The sequence below is a fragment of the Pseudomonas sp. FG86 genome (genome assembly GCF_057808775.1).
In genome coordinates this window covers 95,925-113,298 of sequence record NZ_JBMDIS010000012.1, presented here as the reverse complement: position 1 = coordinate 113,298, position 17,374 = coordinate 95,925, and the positions used below count along the sequence as shown (strand labels likewise).

At 48.1% G+C, this 17,374-nt stretch carries 14 protein-coding genes; 2 read left to right on the top strand and 12 right to left on the bottom strand.

Going from position 1 to position 17,374, the window contains the following annotated elements:
- Nucleotides 1–7 precede the first annotated feature (7 nt).
- The 12 genes from ACODSV_RS11100 to ACODSV_RS11045 form a co-directional block, all read right to left on the bottom strand.
- Nucleotides 8–2,002, bottom strand: a complete 1,995-nt coding sequence (locus ACODSV_RS11100; protein ID WP_150055069.1) for a polysaccharide biosynthesis protein — start codon at nt 2,000–2,002, stop codon at nt 8–10.
- Nucleotides 2,003–2,128: 126 nt separating this feature from the next.
- Nucleotides 2,129–3,313, bottom strand: coding sequence for a DegT/DnrJ/EryC1/StrS family aminotransferase (locus tag ACODSV_RS11095; protein WP_150055068.1), 1,185 nt, complete (start codon nt 3,311–3,313; stop codon nt 2,129–2,131).
- 14 nt (nt 3,314–3,327) lie between these two features.
- Complete coding sequence (locus ACODSV_RS11090) at nt 3,328–4,179, bottom strand: 3-hydroxyacyl-CoA dehydrogenase NAD-binding domain-containing protein (protein WP_150055067.1); 852 nt, start codon at nt 4,177–4,179, stop codon at nt 3,328–3,330.
- Nucleotides 4,180–4,207: 28 nt separating this feature from the next.
- On the bottom strand, nt 4,208–4,852 hold the full coding sequence (locus ACODSV_RS11085; RefSeq protein WP_150055066.1) for an acetyltransferase: 645 nt from the start codon (nt 4,850–4,852) through the stop codon (nt 4,208–4,210).
- Nucleotides 4,853–4,959: 107 nt separating this feature from the next.
- Complete coding sequence (locus ACODSV_RS11080; RefSeq protein WP_150055065.1) at nt 4,960–5,556, bottom strand: sugar transferase; 597 nt, start codon at nt 5,554–5,556, stop codon at nt 4,960–4,962.
- Between the two features lie 57 nt (nt 5,557–5,613).
- Nucleotides 5,614–6,834 carry a glycosyltransferase family 4 protein gene (locus ACODSV_RS11075; RefSeq protein ID WP_150055064.1) on the bottom strand — a complete coding sequence of 407 codons (1,221 nt, stop codon included), beginning with the start codon at nt 6,832–6,834 and terminating at the stop codon, nt 5,614–5,616.
- Between the two features lie 213 nt (nt 6,835–7,047).
- The gene (gene wecB / locus ACODSV_RS11070) at nt 7,048–8,181 is read right to left on the bottom strand and encodes a non-hydrolyzing UDP-N-acetylglucosamine 2-epimerase (RefSeq protein ID WP_150055063.1); all 1,134 of its coding nucleotides are present in this window, start codon (nt 8,179–8,181) and stop codon (nt 7,048–7,050) included.
- A 114-nt stretch (nt 8,182–8,295) separates the two neighbouring features.
- Nucleotides 8,296–9,414, bottom strand: coding sequence for a UDP-2-acetamido-2,6-beta-L-arabino-hexul-4-ose reductase (wbjC, locus tag ACODSV_RS11065; RefSeq protein ID WP_150055062.1), 1,119 nt, complete (start codon nt 9,412–9,414; stop codon nt 8,296–8,298).
- Nucleotides 9,415–9,417: 3 nt separating this feature from the next.
- Nucleotides 9,418–10,452, bottom strand: a complete 1,035-nt coding sequence (locus tag ACODSV_RS11060; RefSeq protein ID WP_150055061.1) for a polysaccharide biosynthesis protein — start codon at nt 10,450–10,452, stop codon at nt 9,418–9,420.
- Between the two features lie 17 nt (nt 10,453–10,469).
- Nucleotides 10,470–11,765 (bottom strand): hypothetical protein, encoded by a 1,296-nt coding sequence (locus tag ACODSV_RS11055; protein WP_150055060.1) that lies wholly within the window; start codon nt 11,763–11,765, stop codon nt 10,470–10,472.
- 19 nt (nt 11,766–11,784) lie between these two features.
- Complete coding sequence (locus tag ACODSV_RS11050) at nt 11,785–12,996, bottom strand: glycosyltransferase family 4 protein (protein WP_150055059.1); 1,212 nt, start codon at nt 12,994–12,996, stop codon at nt 11,785–11,787.
- Nucleotides 12,993–14,243, bottom strand: a complete 1,251-nt coding sequence (locus ACODSV_RS11045; protein ID WP_150055058.1) for an O-antigen translocase — start codon at nt 14,241–14,243, stop codon at nt 12,993–12,995. The genes ACODSV_RS11050 and ACODSV_RS11045 overlap by 4 nt, the downstream gene beginning before the upstream one ends.
- Before the next feature lie 870 nt (nt 14,244–15,113).
- Between ACODSV_RS11045 and ACODSV_RS11040 the strand changes: the two genes are divergently transcribed.
- Nucleotides 15,114–16,067 carry an AAC(3) family N-acetyltransferase gene (locus ACODSV_RS11040; RefSeq protein WP_150095190.1) on the top strand — a complete coding sequence of 318 codons (954 nt, stop codon included), beginning with the start codon at nt 15,114–15,116 and terminating at the stop codon, nt 16,065–16,067.
- A 251-nt stretch (nt 16,068–16,318) separates the two neighbouring features.
- A complete protein-coding gene (locus ACODSV_RS11035) occupies nt 16,319–17,350 on the top strand; it encodes a hypothetical protein (protein ID WP_150055056.1) in 1,032 nt (343 codons plus the stop codon).
- Nucleotides 17,351–17,374 lie beyond the last annotated feature (24 nt).

The following is a 17,374-nucleotide window of genomic DNA, read 5'->3' as shown; positions in this document are numbered from 1 at the left end:
CTCTGATTTATGGCTTCAAGCGCTTCTGTTGATAGAACCAATCAACGATCTCCCCCTCAGGCGTATAACCGCTTACCATTTCACGAAGCAGTTGCCTGATAAGGGAGTAGTCACCCGAGTCAATGGCCTTCAATAACTCCGAAAGCTTAATTTTCAGCACGTCCCAAGGTAGGTAATCTTCATTGGCACTCATGATCATCGAGTGCTGAGTCGCGATTACGTTATCGCCAATCAAGAGCTCCTCGTAGAGCTTCTCACCCGGCCTCAACCCGGTAAATTCCACTGCAATATCGCCATGCGGGTTTTTCACAGAGCGAACACTCAAGCCTGAAAGGTGAATCATCTTTTCCGCCAACTCGGCAATTTTAACTGGCTCCCCCATATCCAATACAAAAACGTCTCCGCCACGGCCCATTGAACCGGCCTGAATGACTAACTGAGCAGCCTCAGGAATGGTCATGAAGTAACGCGTTATGCTTGGATGAGTCACCGTTAACGGGCCACCGGACTTTATTTGCTTGTGAAACAGTGGAATTACCGAACCGGAAGATCCTAGTACATTGCCAAAGCGAACCATCGTAAATCGGGTTTTATTGACCCTCGAAATATTAGATTGGTCATTAAATAATATAGGGGCCAACTCATTACTAAGCGCCTGCAATGTCATTTCCGAGAGGCGCTTAGTGCTCCCCATTACATTCGTAGGACGCACAGCCTTATCCGTAGAAATCAACACAAAATTGGGAACACCTGCCTGCAGAGCAGCCTGCGCAGTGCTAAGCGTCCCAATAACGTTATTAAGGATCCCTTCTGAAATATTATGTTCAACCATGGGCACATGCTTATAGGCCGCCGCATGATAAACCGTGTCAATACCCCAGGACTTCATGATTTCCAGTAGTTTTTCCTGATCGCGAACTGTACCCAGGATCGGAATTACTTTGAGTGCAAGTGATTCACGTTCGATGCGTTGCTCCAACTCAGACAGGACGCTGTATAAATTGAATTCGCTATGTTCGAACAATAAAAGTGTCTTGGGCCGTAACGTCAATATCTGGCGGCATAGTTCAGAACCAATGGAGCCACCAGCTCCAGTTACCAGTACATTTTTTTCTTTTATACAACGCTCAAGTAATTCCTCTTGAGCCGGTACCGCATCACGCCCCAGCAAGTCCGCGATATCAACCTCCTGGATATCGTCCACCTTGACTCGTCCGCTAGCCAAATCCATAAAACCGGGGACACTACGAACGTGCACGGAATGTGACTCTAGAAATCCCAGTATTTCACGGCGTCGGCCACGTGAAGATGAAGGCACTGCCAGCAGGATCTCTTGTGCTCCTGTTGTTTCTATCATTCGTTGTATATGTTTGGGCTTATAAACTTGCAGGCCCGATATGATGCGGTCGGCGATACTACTGTCGTCATCGATGAACGCTACCGGTCGCATTACTCTGCCCATGCGGAGCGCTGCAACTAACTGATTACCCGCCGCCCCCGCACCATAAATCGCAACTTTCGGTAATCCATCATCACGACTGGTGAACGGAACGTATTGAGACGCGGCAAACCAGTCACCCAAAAAATACTGACGCATGCTTAACCGAAGCCCGCCAATCGTAATCAGGCTCAACCACCAGTAATTGAATATTATCGAGCGAGGAATAATGCTCTGGTGGTTGCTGTACCAGTAGACCAACACCCCCAAAATCAGCGATGACAAGCTCACAGCCTTGACAATAGCAACTAACGCATCGTTACCAAAGTAACGCATGACCGCACGATACATACCAAAACGTACAAAAAGAGGAATAGCGACAAGTGGGGCGCTGATAAATAACCAAAGATAATGAGTGAAGGGGTTGATCATATCATCAACCCCTAAACGCACTACAAACGCCATCCATAGCGCCAGCCAAACAAGTATAACGTCTGCCAGGACCTGAATTGCTCGCTTATGACGTCGAGGCAATCCAAGTAAAAACACTCGTAACTTATCCATAACGCCCTCACCCACCACGTAAAGCTCCTGTACAACTTGCCCGCTTAAAATAGACTACTTATCAAATCTGCTGTTATCGTCGTCAATCGCTGGCGACACACGGCCTGCCCACCAGTACTACTACGTCTAGACTTGGTCCGTACTCGCCATCCGCATGACCTGCCGGATGATGATACACGTCTTGTCTATTTCTGAATCCGTCAACGTAGGGTGAACAAGGAACATCAAACTAGTTTCACCCAGTTCCTTTGCTACCGCCAACCGCTCTGACGGACGCCATCCAGTATTGTCAAAAGCCTTCTCAAGGTAAACCTCTGAACAAGAACCCGAAAAACACGCAACTCCGAGTGCACTGATTTCAGAAAGAATGCGGTCTCGACTCCAACCCTCTCTGAGGAGTTCTGGCCTGACAAATACGTAACATTTATAAGCCCCGTGAGTAATATCCACAGGGATCTTTGGCACACGAAGTACCGGAAATGCGGCAGCACAATCCCAGATGCGTCGCGCGTAACCGATACGCGCCTGTTGCCATTGTTGCATTTTGCGTAACTGAATGCGCCCGATAACTGCCTGCACTTCCAGCATACGCCAGTTTGTACCAAAGCTTTCGTGAACCCAACGGAATCCCGCCGGATGCATGCGCTCATAAACCGCATCCCAACTCTTTCCGTGGTCCTTAAACGACCACATCTTCGACCATAGGTCACGATCGTTAGTCGTTACCATGCCACCCTCGCCGCCGGTGGTCATGATCTTGTCCTGACAAAAGGACCATGCCCCTATATGCCCAATGGAACCGACTGGCCGCCCCTTATACTTCGCCCCATGAGCTTGAGCACAATCTTCGATGACCTTGAGGTCAAGGCGATCCGCCAAATCCATAATAGAGTCCATATCACAGGGCCACCCGGCTAGATGAACGCAGATGATGGCTCGCGTGCGAGGAGACAGAACAGCCTCAATGGTTTGTGCAGTGAAATTCTGAGAGTCGGGGTCCACATCAGCAAATATCGGAGTTGCCCCTGCATTGACAATACTGGAGACAGAGGCCAGAAACGTCCGAGGCGTAACAATTACTTCGTCACCGGCCCCGATTCCAAGCGCTTTAAGGGATAGATCGAGCGCCACGGTCCCGTTTGCCAGGGCAATCGCATATTCAGTACCTGTCCACGCAGCAAACTCTTTTTCAAATTCGCGACCTTCCACACCCGTCCAATAGTTGACCTTATTGGACAAGATCACATCCCGAACGGCATCGGCTTCTTCAGTAGTGAAAGACGGCCAGGGAGAAAATGGTGAATTGAGCATCCTTACACCCATACTTAATATTTAAAGAAACCATGGCTGGACTTTCGCCCCAGGCGGTTGCCACGAACCATCTTACGCAGAAGCGGATGGGCACGGTATTTGGGATCGCCAGTTTCATCATGCAACGTTTCCATAATGGAAAGGCAGACGTCATTGCCGATCAGGTCGGCCAAGGCTAACGGACCAATAGGGTGGTTGGCTCCAAGACGCATTGCCTTGTCAATCTCCTCTGCTGAAGCTACGTCCTCCGCTAGGATACCAATCGCCTCATTGATCATCGGGATCAACATCCGATTTACAATGAATCCAGGCGCCTCATTAACAAGAACCGGATCCTTCCCTAGTTGGCGGGCAAAATTCAACGCCCACTCGACTGTTTGGGCAGATGTTCCTAGCCCAGCAATGACTTCAGCCAACTTCATCACGGGCGCAGGATTAAAAAAGTGAAGACCTATCACATTACAGGGATACTTGGTCAAGTTTCCCAACTCTGTAATTGAAAGAGAGGAGGTATTGGAAGCAAGGATGGTTTTGGAGTCGCATATGTTAGAAAACTCGCTAAAAACTTTCGACTTCTCCGCCATGCTTTCCGAAACGGCTTCTATCATGCAATCTGCGTCAGCTAGATCGGAGTAACTGTCAGCAATAGAGATCTTCCTAAGAAACGCAGCCGCATCTTCCGCAGACAGCCGCTTCTTGTTCACCATGCGACCAAATTGAACCTCCAGATCGCCAAGGCTATTCGCCGTGCGTTGAGCTACGCTTCCTTTCCATACGACAGCGGCCACGAAGGCTGACTGGGCCAGGATTTGAACAATTCCCTTTCCCATTACGCCTGTCCCTACGACCGCAACCCGTACGTTCATTTTTTGCTCCTCCATTAACCCAGCCTCGTCACTGCGCAATAGTCTTGATTACTTTTGCGGGGCTCCCGAAAAAAACAACATTTTCTGGGACATTTTTGGTGAGTACGCTCCCCATTCCAACCATCGCTCCGCTGCTAATGGTCAACCCTTGACGGATAGAAGCCCCTGTCCCCAGTTCGGCCTTGCTACAGATTCGTACGTTTCCAGATATCGCCACCATCGGCGCGACAGTAACGAAATCCTCAAAAACAACCTCATGCCCGATCGTACAGTTCAAGTTGACGATAACATGCTCACCGATGACAATTTCAACTGTGGCGATAGTACCAGCACAAATAATACTTCCGACCCCAATTGTCACATGCTCACTCATCATGATAGCACCAGGATCGATCAGAGTTGCAAACTCAGGGGAGCCGCTAGAGCACATTTTATCCCTGACCTTGCTCCGAACACGGGGATTACCGATAGCAATGACAAACTGGCAATCCGAATACTGCTGCCAATCGTCGACCATTCCCAACACAGGTACTGACGCAAATTGGTGACCCTGAACGGCGGTATTATCGTCCAAAAAACCACGAACGGTGACACCGAGCCGCGAAGCCAACCAGAAGACTTCTTTACCGAAACCACTAAATCCAACAATAATCAAACTCTTATCTGGAGCCACTTGGTTTCCCCACCGTTTCTTATCTTACGATCCCAATACTGGATCAATAAAATCAGCAATCGCCTATCTACAGCGCAACTACATAGCTAAGTAAAACCACCTTACTATCACTGTCCGGTACCGGTAAACTTTGACATCGTCACCTCACCGTCAGCGCTAATACCGTCACGTTTTAAAACCTTTAGAACAGTCATTAATAATATCTTGACATCCAGAATCAACGTTTTGTTGTCCACGTACCACACATCCAATTTGAACTTCTCTTCCCAACTCAACGAATTGCGCCCATTTACTTGAGCCCACCCTGTGACACCGGGCCGGATATTGTGCCGACGGTACTGTTCGGCCGAATATAGGGGAAGATACTCCATCAACAAGGGGCGCGGCCCTACTAAGCTCATGTCGCCCTTCAATACGTTCCAAAGCTCCGGGAGTTCATCCAGGCTGCAAGATCGCAAGAAGCTGCCAAAAGGCGTCATTCGATCCGCGTCGGGCAGTGGGTTGCCACTTGAATCCAAAGCATCTTTCATGGTCCGGAACTTAACCATCTCAAATGGCTTGCCATTGCGGCCAGGCCGTACTTGACGAAAAAATACCGGGGAACCAAGCTTGCGACTGATTTTCCAGGCGACAACCACAATGACTGGGGATAATAACAAAAGCCCCAAAAAAGAAGCCGTGATATCAAAAATACGCTTAAGCATTCTAGAAGCCTTATAACCCACTTGAAGCCGGGTACGTTCAGCACCGACAATTTTTGACTATTTAGAAAACCGATTGAAAATACGCGTAAAGCCCTCGATTCCTTTCTTGAGGGACATATGCGAATGGTAAAAATCTTGACCGTTTTTGGCCATAATGTCGAGTTCTATCGGACTTGCCAGACTCAGCGCCAACGCGGCGTCAGCGAGCGCTTGAGAATTCTGTGACTCGGCAATGTAGCCGCTCCCACTACGTTGAACCAGCTCAGCTGCATCACCATCAACAGCCATCAGAATGGGCTTGCCGGCTGCCAGATAGGCTTGGGTTTTTGAAGGGATCGTGATGGTAAATAGCGGGTCTCTTTTGAGGTGAACCAGTAACGCATCGGCAGCCCTAAGATAACGTCCTGCTTCGCTCATAGGAACCACAGGCAAAAATACAACATTGTCTAAACCATCATCCGCGGCGCGCTGCTTCAAACGCGCGACCTCAATCCCCCCCCCAAGGAAAACAAATACAATCTCTGTGTTGGCCGCGGATAAAATCCTGGCAGCATCCAAGACGGTATCCAATGCCTGGGCCTTACCCATCGTGCCTGCAAAAAGAATCCTGAATTTCGGTTTATCGGGGAAATTCGGAGGAAGAATACTCAAACCATCATCCAAGGTATCTTCCGCACACCAGTTATAGATAATATCTATCTTTGTATCCGGCACTCCACGCTCCACCAGAAGACGCTTAAACCCAGGAGACAGGACAACTATCTGGTCCACATGTTTATATACCCATTGACACACACGAGACACGATCTGAAGTGCTTTCGGGTTTGAGAACATGCCCGTTGCACGCAATGTATCTGGCCACATATCCTGAATATCGTAGATAACCGGCACACGTCGAAAAAAACGAATAAGGCAGGCCACAATACCCACCGTCAAGGGTGGGTGGTAGGCGTAAATAACATCGGGACGCTTGGCACCAAACAAGCCATAGAAAAGACTTGCCGCACCAAAACTCAAATAATTGAGTACTCGACCCACTCCGCTTTGGCTGTGGTTTGGATAAAGAGGAAGTCGAGTTACTCTCACGCCATCAATTACTTCTTTCTGGTAAAGTTTTATCTTGTAGCCCGGATAAATTTTTCCGCCGGGATAATTCGGAAAACCGGTTACCACCTCAACCTCAAAGCCCTGCTCTACCAAGGCTCGGGCGAATACGAGTCCCTTAAAAGTGGGCTCAGGTTCAAACCACTGAGTCAAAAGCAAAATGCGAACTGCCATCCGTAATCATTTCCGAATAAAACTGTTGATGAAGGCTACAACGTCGCCCGTGATTTCCCAAGAACTGTATGCCTAGCGCGCCCAGCCTGACTGTGAAATAAAGGGTTATAAGCTATCGTCAGTTAGCCATCATGTCCAGATGGACGGCCAACACACTACACGTGCGCTGCCCGTGAGCTGAATACGCTAACTCGAAATCTCACGATACCTTTATCAGTCGTAGTTCTTCCAGACCACCCGTACAACATAATCGCGGTAGCTGTGAATAATCCGGACGACTTTTTCTGCGACATTCGGCATGCTGTAATCACTGACGAGTCGAAGCGTACGCACCTCATCGCGATCCTGACATTCCAGCACCTGCAATGCTTGCATAACCCGCTCAACCTCAAGTCCCACCATCATGACCGCGGCTTCTTCCATACCCTCCGGACGCTCGTGAGCTTCGCGAATATTCAGCGCAGGGAAATTCAGAATCGATGACTCTTCGTTAATCGTACCACTGTCCGAGAGTACCGCTTTCGATTCAAGTTGCAGCTTGTTGTAATCTTTAAACCCCATGGGCTTCAACAATCGAACGTTGCCGTGAAACGTCACGCCCAATGCATCAAACCGCTTCTGCGTGCGTGGATGCGTGGAGACAATCACCGGATAATTGTAAACTTCAGCTACACCGTTAAGTATGCCTACCAATTTCAAGACGTTTGTTTCAGAATCAATATTTTCTTCTCGGTGAGCACTCACCACAAAGAACTTTCCAGCCTCAAGGCCCAGGCGCGTCAGTACATCTGAGCTCTCTATACCTTCCCGGTAATAATTGAGAACTTCATACATCGGACTACCCGTTTTGATGACCATATCAGGAGCCAGACCTTCCCGCAGCAGATAGTCACGTGCAATCGTGCTGTAGGTCAGATTGATATCGGCCGTATGGTCGACGATACGTCGGTTGATTTCCTCCGGTACACGCATATCGAAGCAACGGTTTCCGGCCTCCATATGGAACGTCGGGATCTTGCGTCGCTTCGCAGGAATTACCGCCATGCAACTGTTGGTATCACCCAATACCAGAAGTGCCTCAGGCTGGACCTCCTCTAGAACACGATCCACGGAAATGATTACATTACCAATGGTCTGCGCACCTGTAGCACCTGCGGCATTAAGAAAATGGTCAGGCTTTCGGATACCGAGATCCTGAAAGAAAATCTCATTCAACTCATAATCATAATTTTGCCCGGTATGGACCAGCACGTGATCACAATACTGATCCAGCTTAGCCATAACACGTGACAGGCGAATAATCTCAGGACGGGTGCCTACCACTGTAACAATTTTAAGTTTTTTCATTACGGAGCTCTTATGAAATTTTCTAAGCCTGACGAGAGACACGCCAGAACAAAAAACCCGAGAACGCGAAAACACACGCTCTCGAGTAGATAAAGCATCAACGTCGTGGACGCCTTATGCAGTGGTGCCCACTGGCCGCGCATATGTATCAGGCTTTTCGCGGTCAAAAATCTCGTTTGCCCAAAGCATCACGATCATTTCATCCTGACCCACATTGGTAATATCGTGGGTCCAACCTGGTACCGTCTCGACAATCTGTGGTATCTCACCGTTTGTGCTCAACTCGTAAAACTCACCCGAAACGATGTCGCGAAAACGAAAGAGCGCCTTCCCCTTAATCACCAGAAACTTTTCGGTTTTCGAGTGGTGATAGTGGCCACCTCGGGTAATCCCAGGAAACGCGGTAAAGTACGAAAACTGACCGCTATCACCAGTTTTCAGCATTTCCACGAAAACCCCTCGCGGATCAGCATGCCGCGGCACTTGATAGGCAAAGTTGTCAGGGCGCAGATAACTGACGTAGGTAGAGTATAAGGCACGCACCAGCCCTACCCCCACTGGCTCACTGATGAGGTTTTCACGGCTATCTTTGAACGCCTGCAACTGATTCGCCAAGTCGCCAACAGTGATGCTGTAAAGTGGCGCAACATCAACGAACACTTCAGCTGACAATCGCCCATCCATTGCTGAAATAAAGTACTCAACCACATCATCGACATAGACTAGGTTAATAACAGCGCCCGGATCATTAATCTGAATTGGGAGTCCAAGCGTGATGTTATGGCAGAACGTTGCTACCGCCGAATTGTAATTTGGGCGCGCCCACTTACCGAAAACATTCGGCAACCTGAACAGATAAACCTTCGACCCATTACTCCGAGAAAATTCAAGCAGCGTATTTTCGGCCGCACGCTTACTCCCGCCGTACTCATTATTCAGCTCAGCTTGACTGGATGAAGTGTAGAGCACTGGTATTGGCTTGCCACTTGCTTCAATAGCATTACATAGTGCGATTGTAAGCTCAGCGTTCCCGATCTTGAATTCCTCGGGGTTCTTTGGGCGATTCACTCCCGCAAGATGGAATATAAAGTCCACACCCTCCACGAGGCTGCTCAACTTGGAGATATCATCGCAACGGTTGAACTGACACACTTCAACATCATTACGCTCGCCAAGGTGCGAGATCAGGTTTTTGCCGATAAAGCCGCTGGCACCAGTGATTAACACTTTCACTAATTATTCCTCCGGCGTTGCGTGTTCACCACGCTGGATAGCTTGCATAAACGACAACTTTAGCAACAGGCGTTTCATCCCCGCTCCGTCCAGGCGCTCTGTATTATGGGAATTGTAATCCTCCGTTCTAGAGATTTTTTCCTCTCCTTGCTCCACAAACTTGCTGTAGTTCAGGTCTCGCAGATCAGGCGGAATACGATAGTACTCACCCATGTCTTCAGCGCAGGCCATCTCCTCACGACTGAGCAGCGCCTCATAAAGCTTTTCACCATGACGGGTACCAATGACCTGTATTGGATGCTCAGGCTTGCCCATCATGGCGGTTAGCGTACGAGCAAGGGTTTCAACAGTCGCCGCAGGCGCTTTCTGAACAAACAGATCGCCATTGTTACCATGCTCAAAGGCATACAAAACCAAGTCTACCGCATCACTCAGGGTCATCATGAAGCGAGTCATATTCGGATCAGTGATGGACAGTGGCTTGCCCTCACGAATTTGATCTACGAAAAGCGGAATTACTGAACCTCGAGAAGCCATTACGTTACCGTACCGAGTACCGCAGATGACCGTCTTCAACTCATCTACGTTTCTCGACTTTGCCACCATCACTTTTTCCATCATCGCTTTGGAAATACCCATTGCGTTGATTGGATAGACCGCTTTGTCGGTACTCAAGCAAACAACGCGCTTCACGCCGTTTTGGATCGCGGCCTCTAGGACATTCTCAGTACCCATCACGTTGGTCTTCACTGCTTCCATCGGGTGAAACTCACAAGATGGCACTTGCTTAAGCGCAGCAGCATGAAAAATATAGTCGACACCCCGTGTGGCGTTGAGAATACTTTGATAATCGCGAACATCACCGATATAGAACTTCAGTTTAGAGTTAGCGTAGCGCTTACGCATATCATCTTGTTTCTTTTCATCACGGCTGAATATACGAATTTCAGCAATATCTGTATCAAGAAAGCGCTTGAGCACTGCATTCCCGAAAGACCCAGTGCCTCCGCTGATTAAAAGCTTACGCCCTTCAAACATGAAAATCTCCTAATACTTTATTGATAAGCAATTACTAACCGCCCCTTTCTCGCACCTTGCATCAACCACACTACAAGCCAAAACAAAAATGCAAAATAGGAATCGAGCGTCTGTGTCAGCTGATTATTGGCGGGTATATACAATACCGCCGAGGACAAAAACAGGAACATCAGGGCCCCGGCGTCGCTACGGAGTAAAACTGCACTTTTCCAGCCGCAGCCCCACAAGAACCCCAGAAGCGCTATTACTAGTGGTACAACCGGAAAACTGACATCACTCGCTATCCAGGGATAGATTGTCGACCATTGCGATTTGTCGCTCCATCCCGCTGCGCTCACTTTGTATAGATAGCTTCGCTGGTACATTGAGTCATCTATCACCTTTCCATAGGCACTCATAAGGAACGCTGAGTGCCCCAATGTAAAGTCCTCCTTGAGTGCAAGCGAAAGTCCGTAATACCCTTGAGAAACATAACCGGTAACCATCTCCAATGCAAAATTGGCAGTAGCACTCAGATCACTCTCATGGGAACTGCGCACGGAGCAGACTACTCCATCCGCGACGCAGAATCCGCCCTGCCCTCCCATGCGAGAGCCTTTGCGCTCGACAAAAAGTACTGCGGTAGCACAAAGTATCATAATCAGCAAAACAGAGGAAAACAGTACTCTAGACGCCTTGAATGGAAATCGACCATATTTCACCGCTAGGCGGCAGGTCGCTATCAGCAATGTGGCGATAAAAAATACCAAGAGCTCAACGGTTTCTCGGTCAGTCCCCCGCATGAAAGAAAAAATCAGCACCGCACACAAATGACCGAAAAATAGCAAAACGTCCAATCGCCGCAAGTTTCTAAAATTCAATACAGCAAAGGGAACAACGCAATATACGAAAGGCGCAAATAGAGCGCGCAAAATAGCCATGTAACCGCGGATGCCCGACGCATCAGCCTCAACGACCGCGAGCATCTCCCTATACGCCAGCCCCTGGTCACCGAGAACGCTAAAGACCTCCCAAGGCCACTTACCGGTATATATCCATGTTGCTGGAAACAGCAAAATAATACTGGAAACACATCCGATCCGAAAAAAAAATCGCCAAGAGTCCAATGGCCGTCCGCGACCTGAATTAATAACACCAACAGTAAAACCTAAGGCGATAGCTAGCAAACAGACAGACACAAAAAATAACAAAACGCCTTCGTTATCGACAGGCCAATCGAACGGCCCCCAGAAAAACAGGACAACAGTAATTACCAGATACATCACCCCCAAAACAAGAGGGATAAATTTAACCTTCGAAAACATTATAGACATGAGGTTTTAACACCATCTTCTAGGACTGCTTAACTATTTGAATAAGCCGTGATGCAACATGTTTAACTTCGAAGTTCTCATCAAAGGCAACAGGCCCTCTTTCCTTCATAGAGCGCATCTTATTTTCATCATCAAGTAGCGTTTCAATCGCACTCAGCAACAAGGCAGGACTCCCCGCCTCAACGTCAACTCCCACACCCAGTGAAACAAGGCAATCACCATAATCAGTGGTTTTCTCTACTGAAGCGACAATTGGAAGCCCTGCCCGCAAATAATCAATCGTCTTGGAGGGAAAACTAGGTACATCGACGTCTCTTAACGTACATACCAGTGCGACTTCACACGACTGAATAATCCCAAGATACTCTTGCCGAGGGACCCATGCAATCCAGACTAAGTTTTCACGTCCCTGATCGATATATTCTTTGACTAGGGCTTCTAGAGGCCCGCCACCGACAATCAAAAACGTTATCTGAGAGTTTTTTTCATGGGCCAACTTTGCCATTTCCAATAGATCTTCAACCCCACGGCCTTGGATAAGCTGCCCCCCAAAGACAACTATTGGCCGAAACTTCGGAAGCCCGTAAACACCACGTATTAGTTCGCGATCTATCTCGGGTAAAGGAAAAGCTTTACCCCAGACGGGCAACGTGCAAACGCGCTGAGAGGTGCGAAGCGGATAATGGGTACGCAGATAATTTTCATTAGCCGGCGACATGCATGCAACGATATCAAACCGGCGAATCAGAAGCTCTTCTAGCTTAGTGGCAAGAAAGAAGATTGAATTAGAAGGAATAAGCCCTGCTTGTCGGTGATGGTGTGGAAAAAAATCCCACTGAAATAGTACCGACTTGACATTGCTACGGCCTGTCATTTTCAAGATAGGGAGCGCCATCACTGCTGAAGGCGAAAAACCAATGACTAGTTCAAAACGCTTTTGCTTCATTAAACGGCGCACCGACCAGTACGCGGAGAAGGATGAAAGAGTCCATTTAACTAAACGAGATACCAGTTGAAATGGTGAGCGAATCTGTACCGGCACTAATGACTCGACCTCAACATCAGTTGACGTTGTAAAACGCTGATTTTTTGCATCCGGCTTTCCAAACCAGTCAAGACATACCACCGTCACCTCGTTACCAGCCGTCTGCAAGGAGTCAGCTAACTCATTGGTGAGCCAAGGATCATTTTCGCTTAAAGAAAATTTTGTACATAGCATTAGAATTTTCATGGCTGTCTCCTCATCCACAATTTCAAACCTACAGCCATGATTACCGACAGCACAATATAGGTGATCATATGCGCATATACCGGAGCCATCTTTCCAGCCCCGTCAAATAATAGCATAAACATCACGATTATCCCCACTCCTTGAGCAATCTCATACAAGATAGAGATCCGCACGCAGCCCCTTGCCATAAAGATAAATGAAATTGCTGCAGCAATTGTTCTAAACACATCACCAATCATTTGCGGAATAAAATATTCCGTCATCGGCAAAAAATCTTTTGAAAAAATCAATTGAATAACAATGTTTCGCAGACTGTATAGACATAAAAATCCAGCAACCAATGCCAACAACAGCCAGATTACCGTTGCTTTAAATTCCATTAATACACGATCAAAACTACTGGCAGCAGCATAGCGGGGAAGAACATAGTTTATGAGCACGACCCCTATGAACTGCATATAAACATCCGAAAGCTTTATCATTCCCTGCCATAAACCTACCTGCTCCCAACCGACTCGTTGCGCCAACATATCGCGGATTATAATCTGCGCGATTGGCACCGACAACGCCCCCACTAACGTCAATAAGGAAAACGACATAAAATGACGAGCTTTGCTTTCATCAAGTAATAATCGGGCATATCGCAACAACTCCCGACGCCGTTGAAACAGAAAACCCAGAGCGACTAATCCGGTCAACGCAGGCATAAGCATAACCCCGTACGCAGCGCCTCCGAAGCCAAAAACGCAAACTCCAAGTACGAGCACAATGGCACCTATAATGGTACCGAGGATATTTATCGCCGCATAAATCCCACTTTCGCCACGACTGCTCGCATCTGCCTGGACCAGACTGCCATAACCAACAACAATCTGGGAAAATCCAAGAAAGATAAATACAGCGGTGAACTCACCTTGCATTAACCGAGCAGACAACGCGCCGGAAAATAGCACTAACAAGGAGGCAACCAATCCGGAAACTATTGTTGTCAGCGTGAAAGCTGTCGCGATCCACGCCTGCCCCTCCTTGGTGCCGGAGGGGGATACTGCCAACACCTTGATCAAACCACTGGCAATTCCGCCCCCTGCAAACATCCCAGTGATCGCAACCAACGTCATCAGTTGGCCTAGTAGTCCAAAACCGTCAGGTCCCAACTTCCACGCAAGCACCTTAATTATGATAAGCCCTGCGATGGTTTTTACAAAAATTGAGGAAGCGAAATGAATACCCGCCTTCAATCTAGCCAAGTTACAAACCTCATTGTAAATCCTTCCTGATACTTCCAATACACAAAAACGAATTCAGCACATTGGCATCAACAATCACGTCGACGACTGACGCGACTCTGACAAACGAAAATACAACCATCCGATACAACGAACGCCAGATTATCGCTTATCATTTTTCCGCCCCCTGTGCCCCCCCCTTCACCCCCCTTGCATTTGGCTAGCGGGCCGCTCATCTCACATTTCAGCATTACACCTCGCGTGCCCATACTATTGCGAATAGAGGTGGTGGACAGCCCGCATCACTCGAAGTTCTGCCCTCGCAGGGCTTATCTGCCAAATTCAAAATGGCAAAAACCGAGATCGCCCATGAGGTCAAGCCTCCCCCCATGAACAAACCAGATTGACGCAGATCTCTGTCACGAGGAGTAACAAAAAAAGGAAGTACGTGAATATCCTATCTCAAAAAACGATACTCGATATTACGCGCTCACCCCAGCCATAGCCAGAGAAATGGATTAGCCCCCCCCCCGCCATGCAGCGTCCAGCGAAGGGCCGGCAAAACGCCGACCGCATAACGAAAGAACCATTGCACAATTACCAAACAACGCCGCTGCCGACACACCAGAGCCAAAAATCATGAAGCTGCCTCCTAATGCAACGCTTAGAGTACGCCGGAGCTGCGGCACGCCGCACACAAAGGGATAGCTGGCAATTAGCGAAGTAAGCCCCCCCCCTGAGACAGCGAAACTTCAGGCAGTCATTCAGGGATGGGACAATAGTAGTTGAGCCCACTATGAGCTATGGTATAGACTTACAAAATATGCTCTTCGTATATTACTTATACAATAATGATAACGTCTGGTTGCTTAACTTATCTAAGGGACGCTGATGCTAAATAGACTACTTTCCACGCTTCCATTTTTGGAAGTATTGCTGCGAAATTTATACTGGCGCAACACTGCCATCAATCGAATTGCCAACTATTTTTCTAAAAAGTCTCGACACCCGCTCCCCCCCCCCACCAAAAGCAATACAAACAACGCGAACGCTTTTTTTGAAGACGTTTCCCGGCTTGGAATTGGCTCCGGTGACATATTAATAGTACATTCAAGCTTCGGCGAGCTAAAAAAATTCGGACTCACTCCAAAGGAGGTAATTACGCGGCTTTTATCAATTATTGGGGAGACAGGAACTCTGGTTATGCCCGCCATTCCAATTTTTAGAGAAGCACCGCCCGCGGAAAAGCGTTTTGATAGCTCACTCTTTAGCAAGCCATTTATCTACAATGTGAAAAAAGCCAGAATCTGGACAGGAGCACTTCCCCAGGCACTTATCTCGACCCCAGGATCGGTGAGGAGCCGACACCCACTTAACTCTATCGTGGCCTACGGTGCGCACGCGGAAAACATGGTTGCTCGCGAGCTCACCTCCAAGAATAACTCTCCCTGTGGCGAAGGCTCCACTTGGGCCTACTGCTATGAACACAATGCAAAAATTCTGATGATAGGCGTCGATGTGGTTCATAGCTTGACTATGATTCACGTCGCCGAGGACCTCTTTCCTGAGCAGTGGCCGATAGCAAACTGGTACCGAAAACGTCAATTCAGGATTATTGATGACGGCTTCGATGAAATGGTTGAAGTAAGCGAGCGCCGTCCCGAATGGGCACTTTTTTATGCAGAAAGAGGCTTTTCCAAAGACTTACATAAGGCGGGCGTCATAAAAACATCTTTAAGTGAGAACATAAATTTAAGCGTGATTGAGAGTGCCCAACTGATTGACTTCCTGAATTCGAAAAAGCATTCCGGTTACCCCTACTACATTCCTTTCTGGCTTAAGTAGAGAAGGCGAACCAACTAGACACCACTCAAACCTTCTGATTATACAAACAAGTGAATTGAGCTGCATCATTAACTCCCAACAAATACAAGTATTAAAGTCATGATAGACAATTCCAATAAAATCATATCAATATTTGAATCAAAACAGATACGGCACCGTCCACTTCCACTATCCGAGCACTAATAATGTATAAACTATCTAGAGTCATTAAATCCTACAGACCACTGGCATGCGGGCAAGATTCTATGATAGTGGCCCGTGGTCGCGTGCTCTATAGAGCTGACCTGGACCTTACCAATATTCACCCCCTGTGCAGCCTTCCCCCTCAGCACAAAATTGAAAAACTCCCAAGGCTTCGATCCGCCGAGCGTGTTTTACGCTTAGGCGTTTCATCATTTTTATTATTGGACGAAGAATGGGGCTTAGCCGTTCGGGGAAGTACGATTTTTCGCGTAAACATTCAGACTGGCGCCTTTAAACCAGACTTTATAATACCAAATGACCGGAAGATTCTCGCACTCTCCTATATAAAGGGAGAAACAAAAGATCAAGACACTGTGATGTTCGGCGAGTATTTCGAGAATATGAACATGACCCCTGTTAATGCGTGGTCATGCCCGGTCAACCAACCCGGCGATTGGAAGATATTGTTCACCTTCCCATCAGGATCCATCAACCATATTCACAATATAGTTCCAGCCCCCGAGCTGGGAGGAGTGATCATCCTGGCAGGCGACTTCGAACAAGCGGCCGGAATATGGCTTTACTCTACCAACTCACAGAAGCTGACCCCCATCCTTATCGGATCCCAGGCATACCGCGCGACCTGGCTATGCAAGCTAAACAACTCTTATTTTTATGCAACAGACTCACAGCTTTCGCCAAACTCTTTGTGTCAATTTCATTTGCACGAAGGCACAGCCTCGGTAAACACAATCAGCGAAATTGAAGGCTCGTCCATTTATGCAGGTTACGGGAAGCAACGCTGTTACTTTTCCAGCACCGTCGAGCCCGGGGCGCCGACTGGCAACTTCTTGCGCGATGTTTTTGAGCGAACCCCAGGACCTGGAATTCTCTCGAGCTCCGCACACATATACGCGATAGATGCTTCCGGAGATGTAAAAACCCTATTCTCAAGTGAGAAAGACATCTGGCCCATGCGCCTTGGCCAATTCGGCACCTTTTCCTTCCCATCAGGAACCATGCCAGAAGGACGGTTTTATGCATATGGGCAAGCACTGAAGAAGTATGACGACTGCTGCTTGATTTTCGAAAAGGAATAACACGCGCACTGATACGGGATAGGC

Excerpts from the sequence above, each read along its gene's own strand:
- ACODSV_RS11100 (WP_150055069.1), bottom strand. The coding sequence starts at position 2,002 with ATGGATAAGTTACGAGTGTTTTTACTTGGATTGCCTCGACGTCATAAG.
- ACODSV_RS11095 (WP_150055068.1), bottom strand. The coding sequence starts at position 3,313 with ATGCTCAATTCACCATTTTCTCCCTGGCCGTCTTTCACTACTGAAGAA.
- ACODSV_RS11090 (WP_150055067.1), bottom strand. The coding sequence starts at position 4,179 with ATGAACGTACGGGTTGCGGTCGTAGGGACAGGCGTAATGGGAAAGGGA.
- ACODSV_RS11080 (WP_150055065.1), bottom strand. The coding sequence starts at position 5,556 with ATGCTTAAGCGTATTTTTGATATCACGGCTTCTTTTTTGGGGCTTTTG.
- ACODSV_RS11075 (WP_150055064.1), bottom strand. The coding sequence starts at position 6,834 with ATGGCAGTTCGCATTTTGCTTTTGACTCAGTGGTTTGAACCTGAGCCC.
- wecB (WP_150055063.1), bottom strand. The coding sequence starts at position 8,181 with ATGAAAAAACTTAAAATTGTTACAGTGGTAGGCACCCGTCCTGAGATT.
- ACODSV_RS11060 (WP_150055061.1), bottom strand. The coding sequence starts at position 10,452 with ATGTTTGAAGGGCGTAAGCTTTTAATCAGCGGAGGCACTGGGTCTTTC.
- ACODSV_RS11055 (WP_150055060.1), bottom strand. The coding sequence starts at position 11,765 with ATGTCTATAATGTTTTCGAAGGTTAAATTTATCCCTCTTGTTTTGGGG.
- ACODSV_RS11050 (WP_150055059.1), bottom strand. The coding sequence starts at position 12,996 with ATGAAAATTCTAATGCTATGTACAAAATTTTCTTTAAGCGAAAATGAT.
- ACODSV_RS11040 (WP_150095190.1), top strand. The coding sequence starts at position 15,114 with ATGCTAAATAGACTACTTTCCACGCTTCCATTTTTGGAAGTATTGCTG.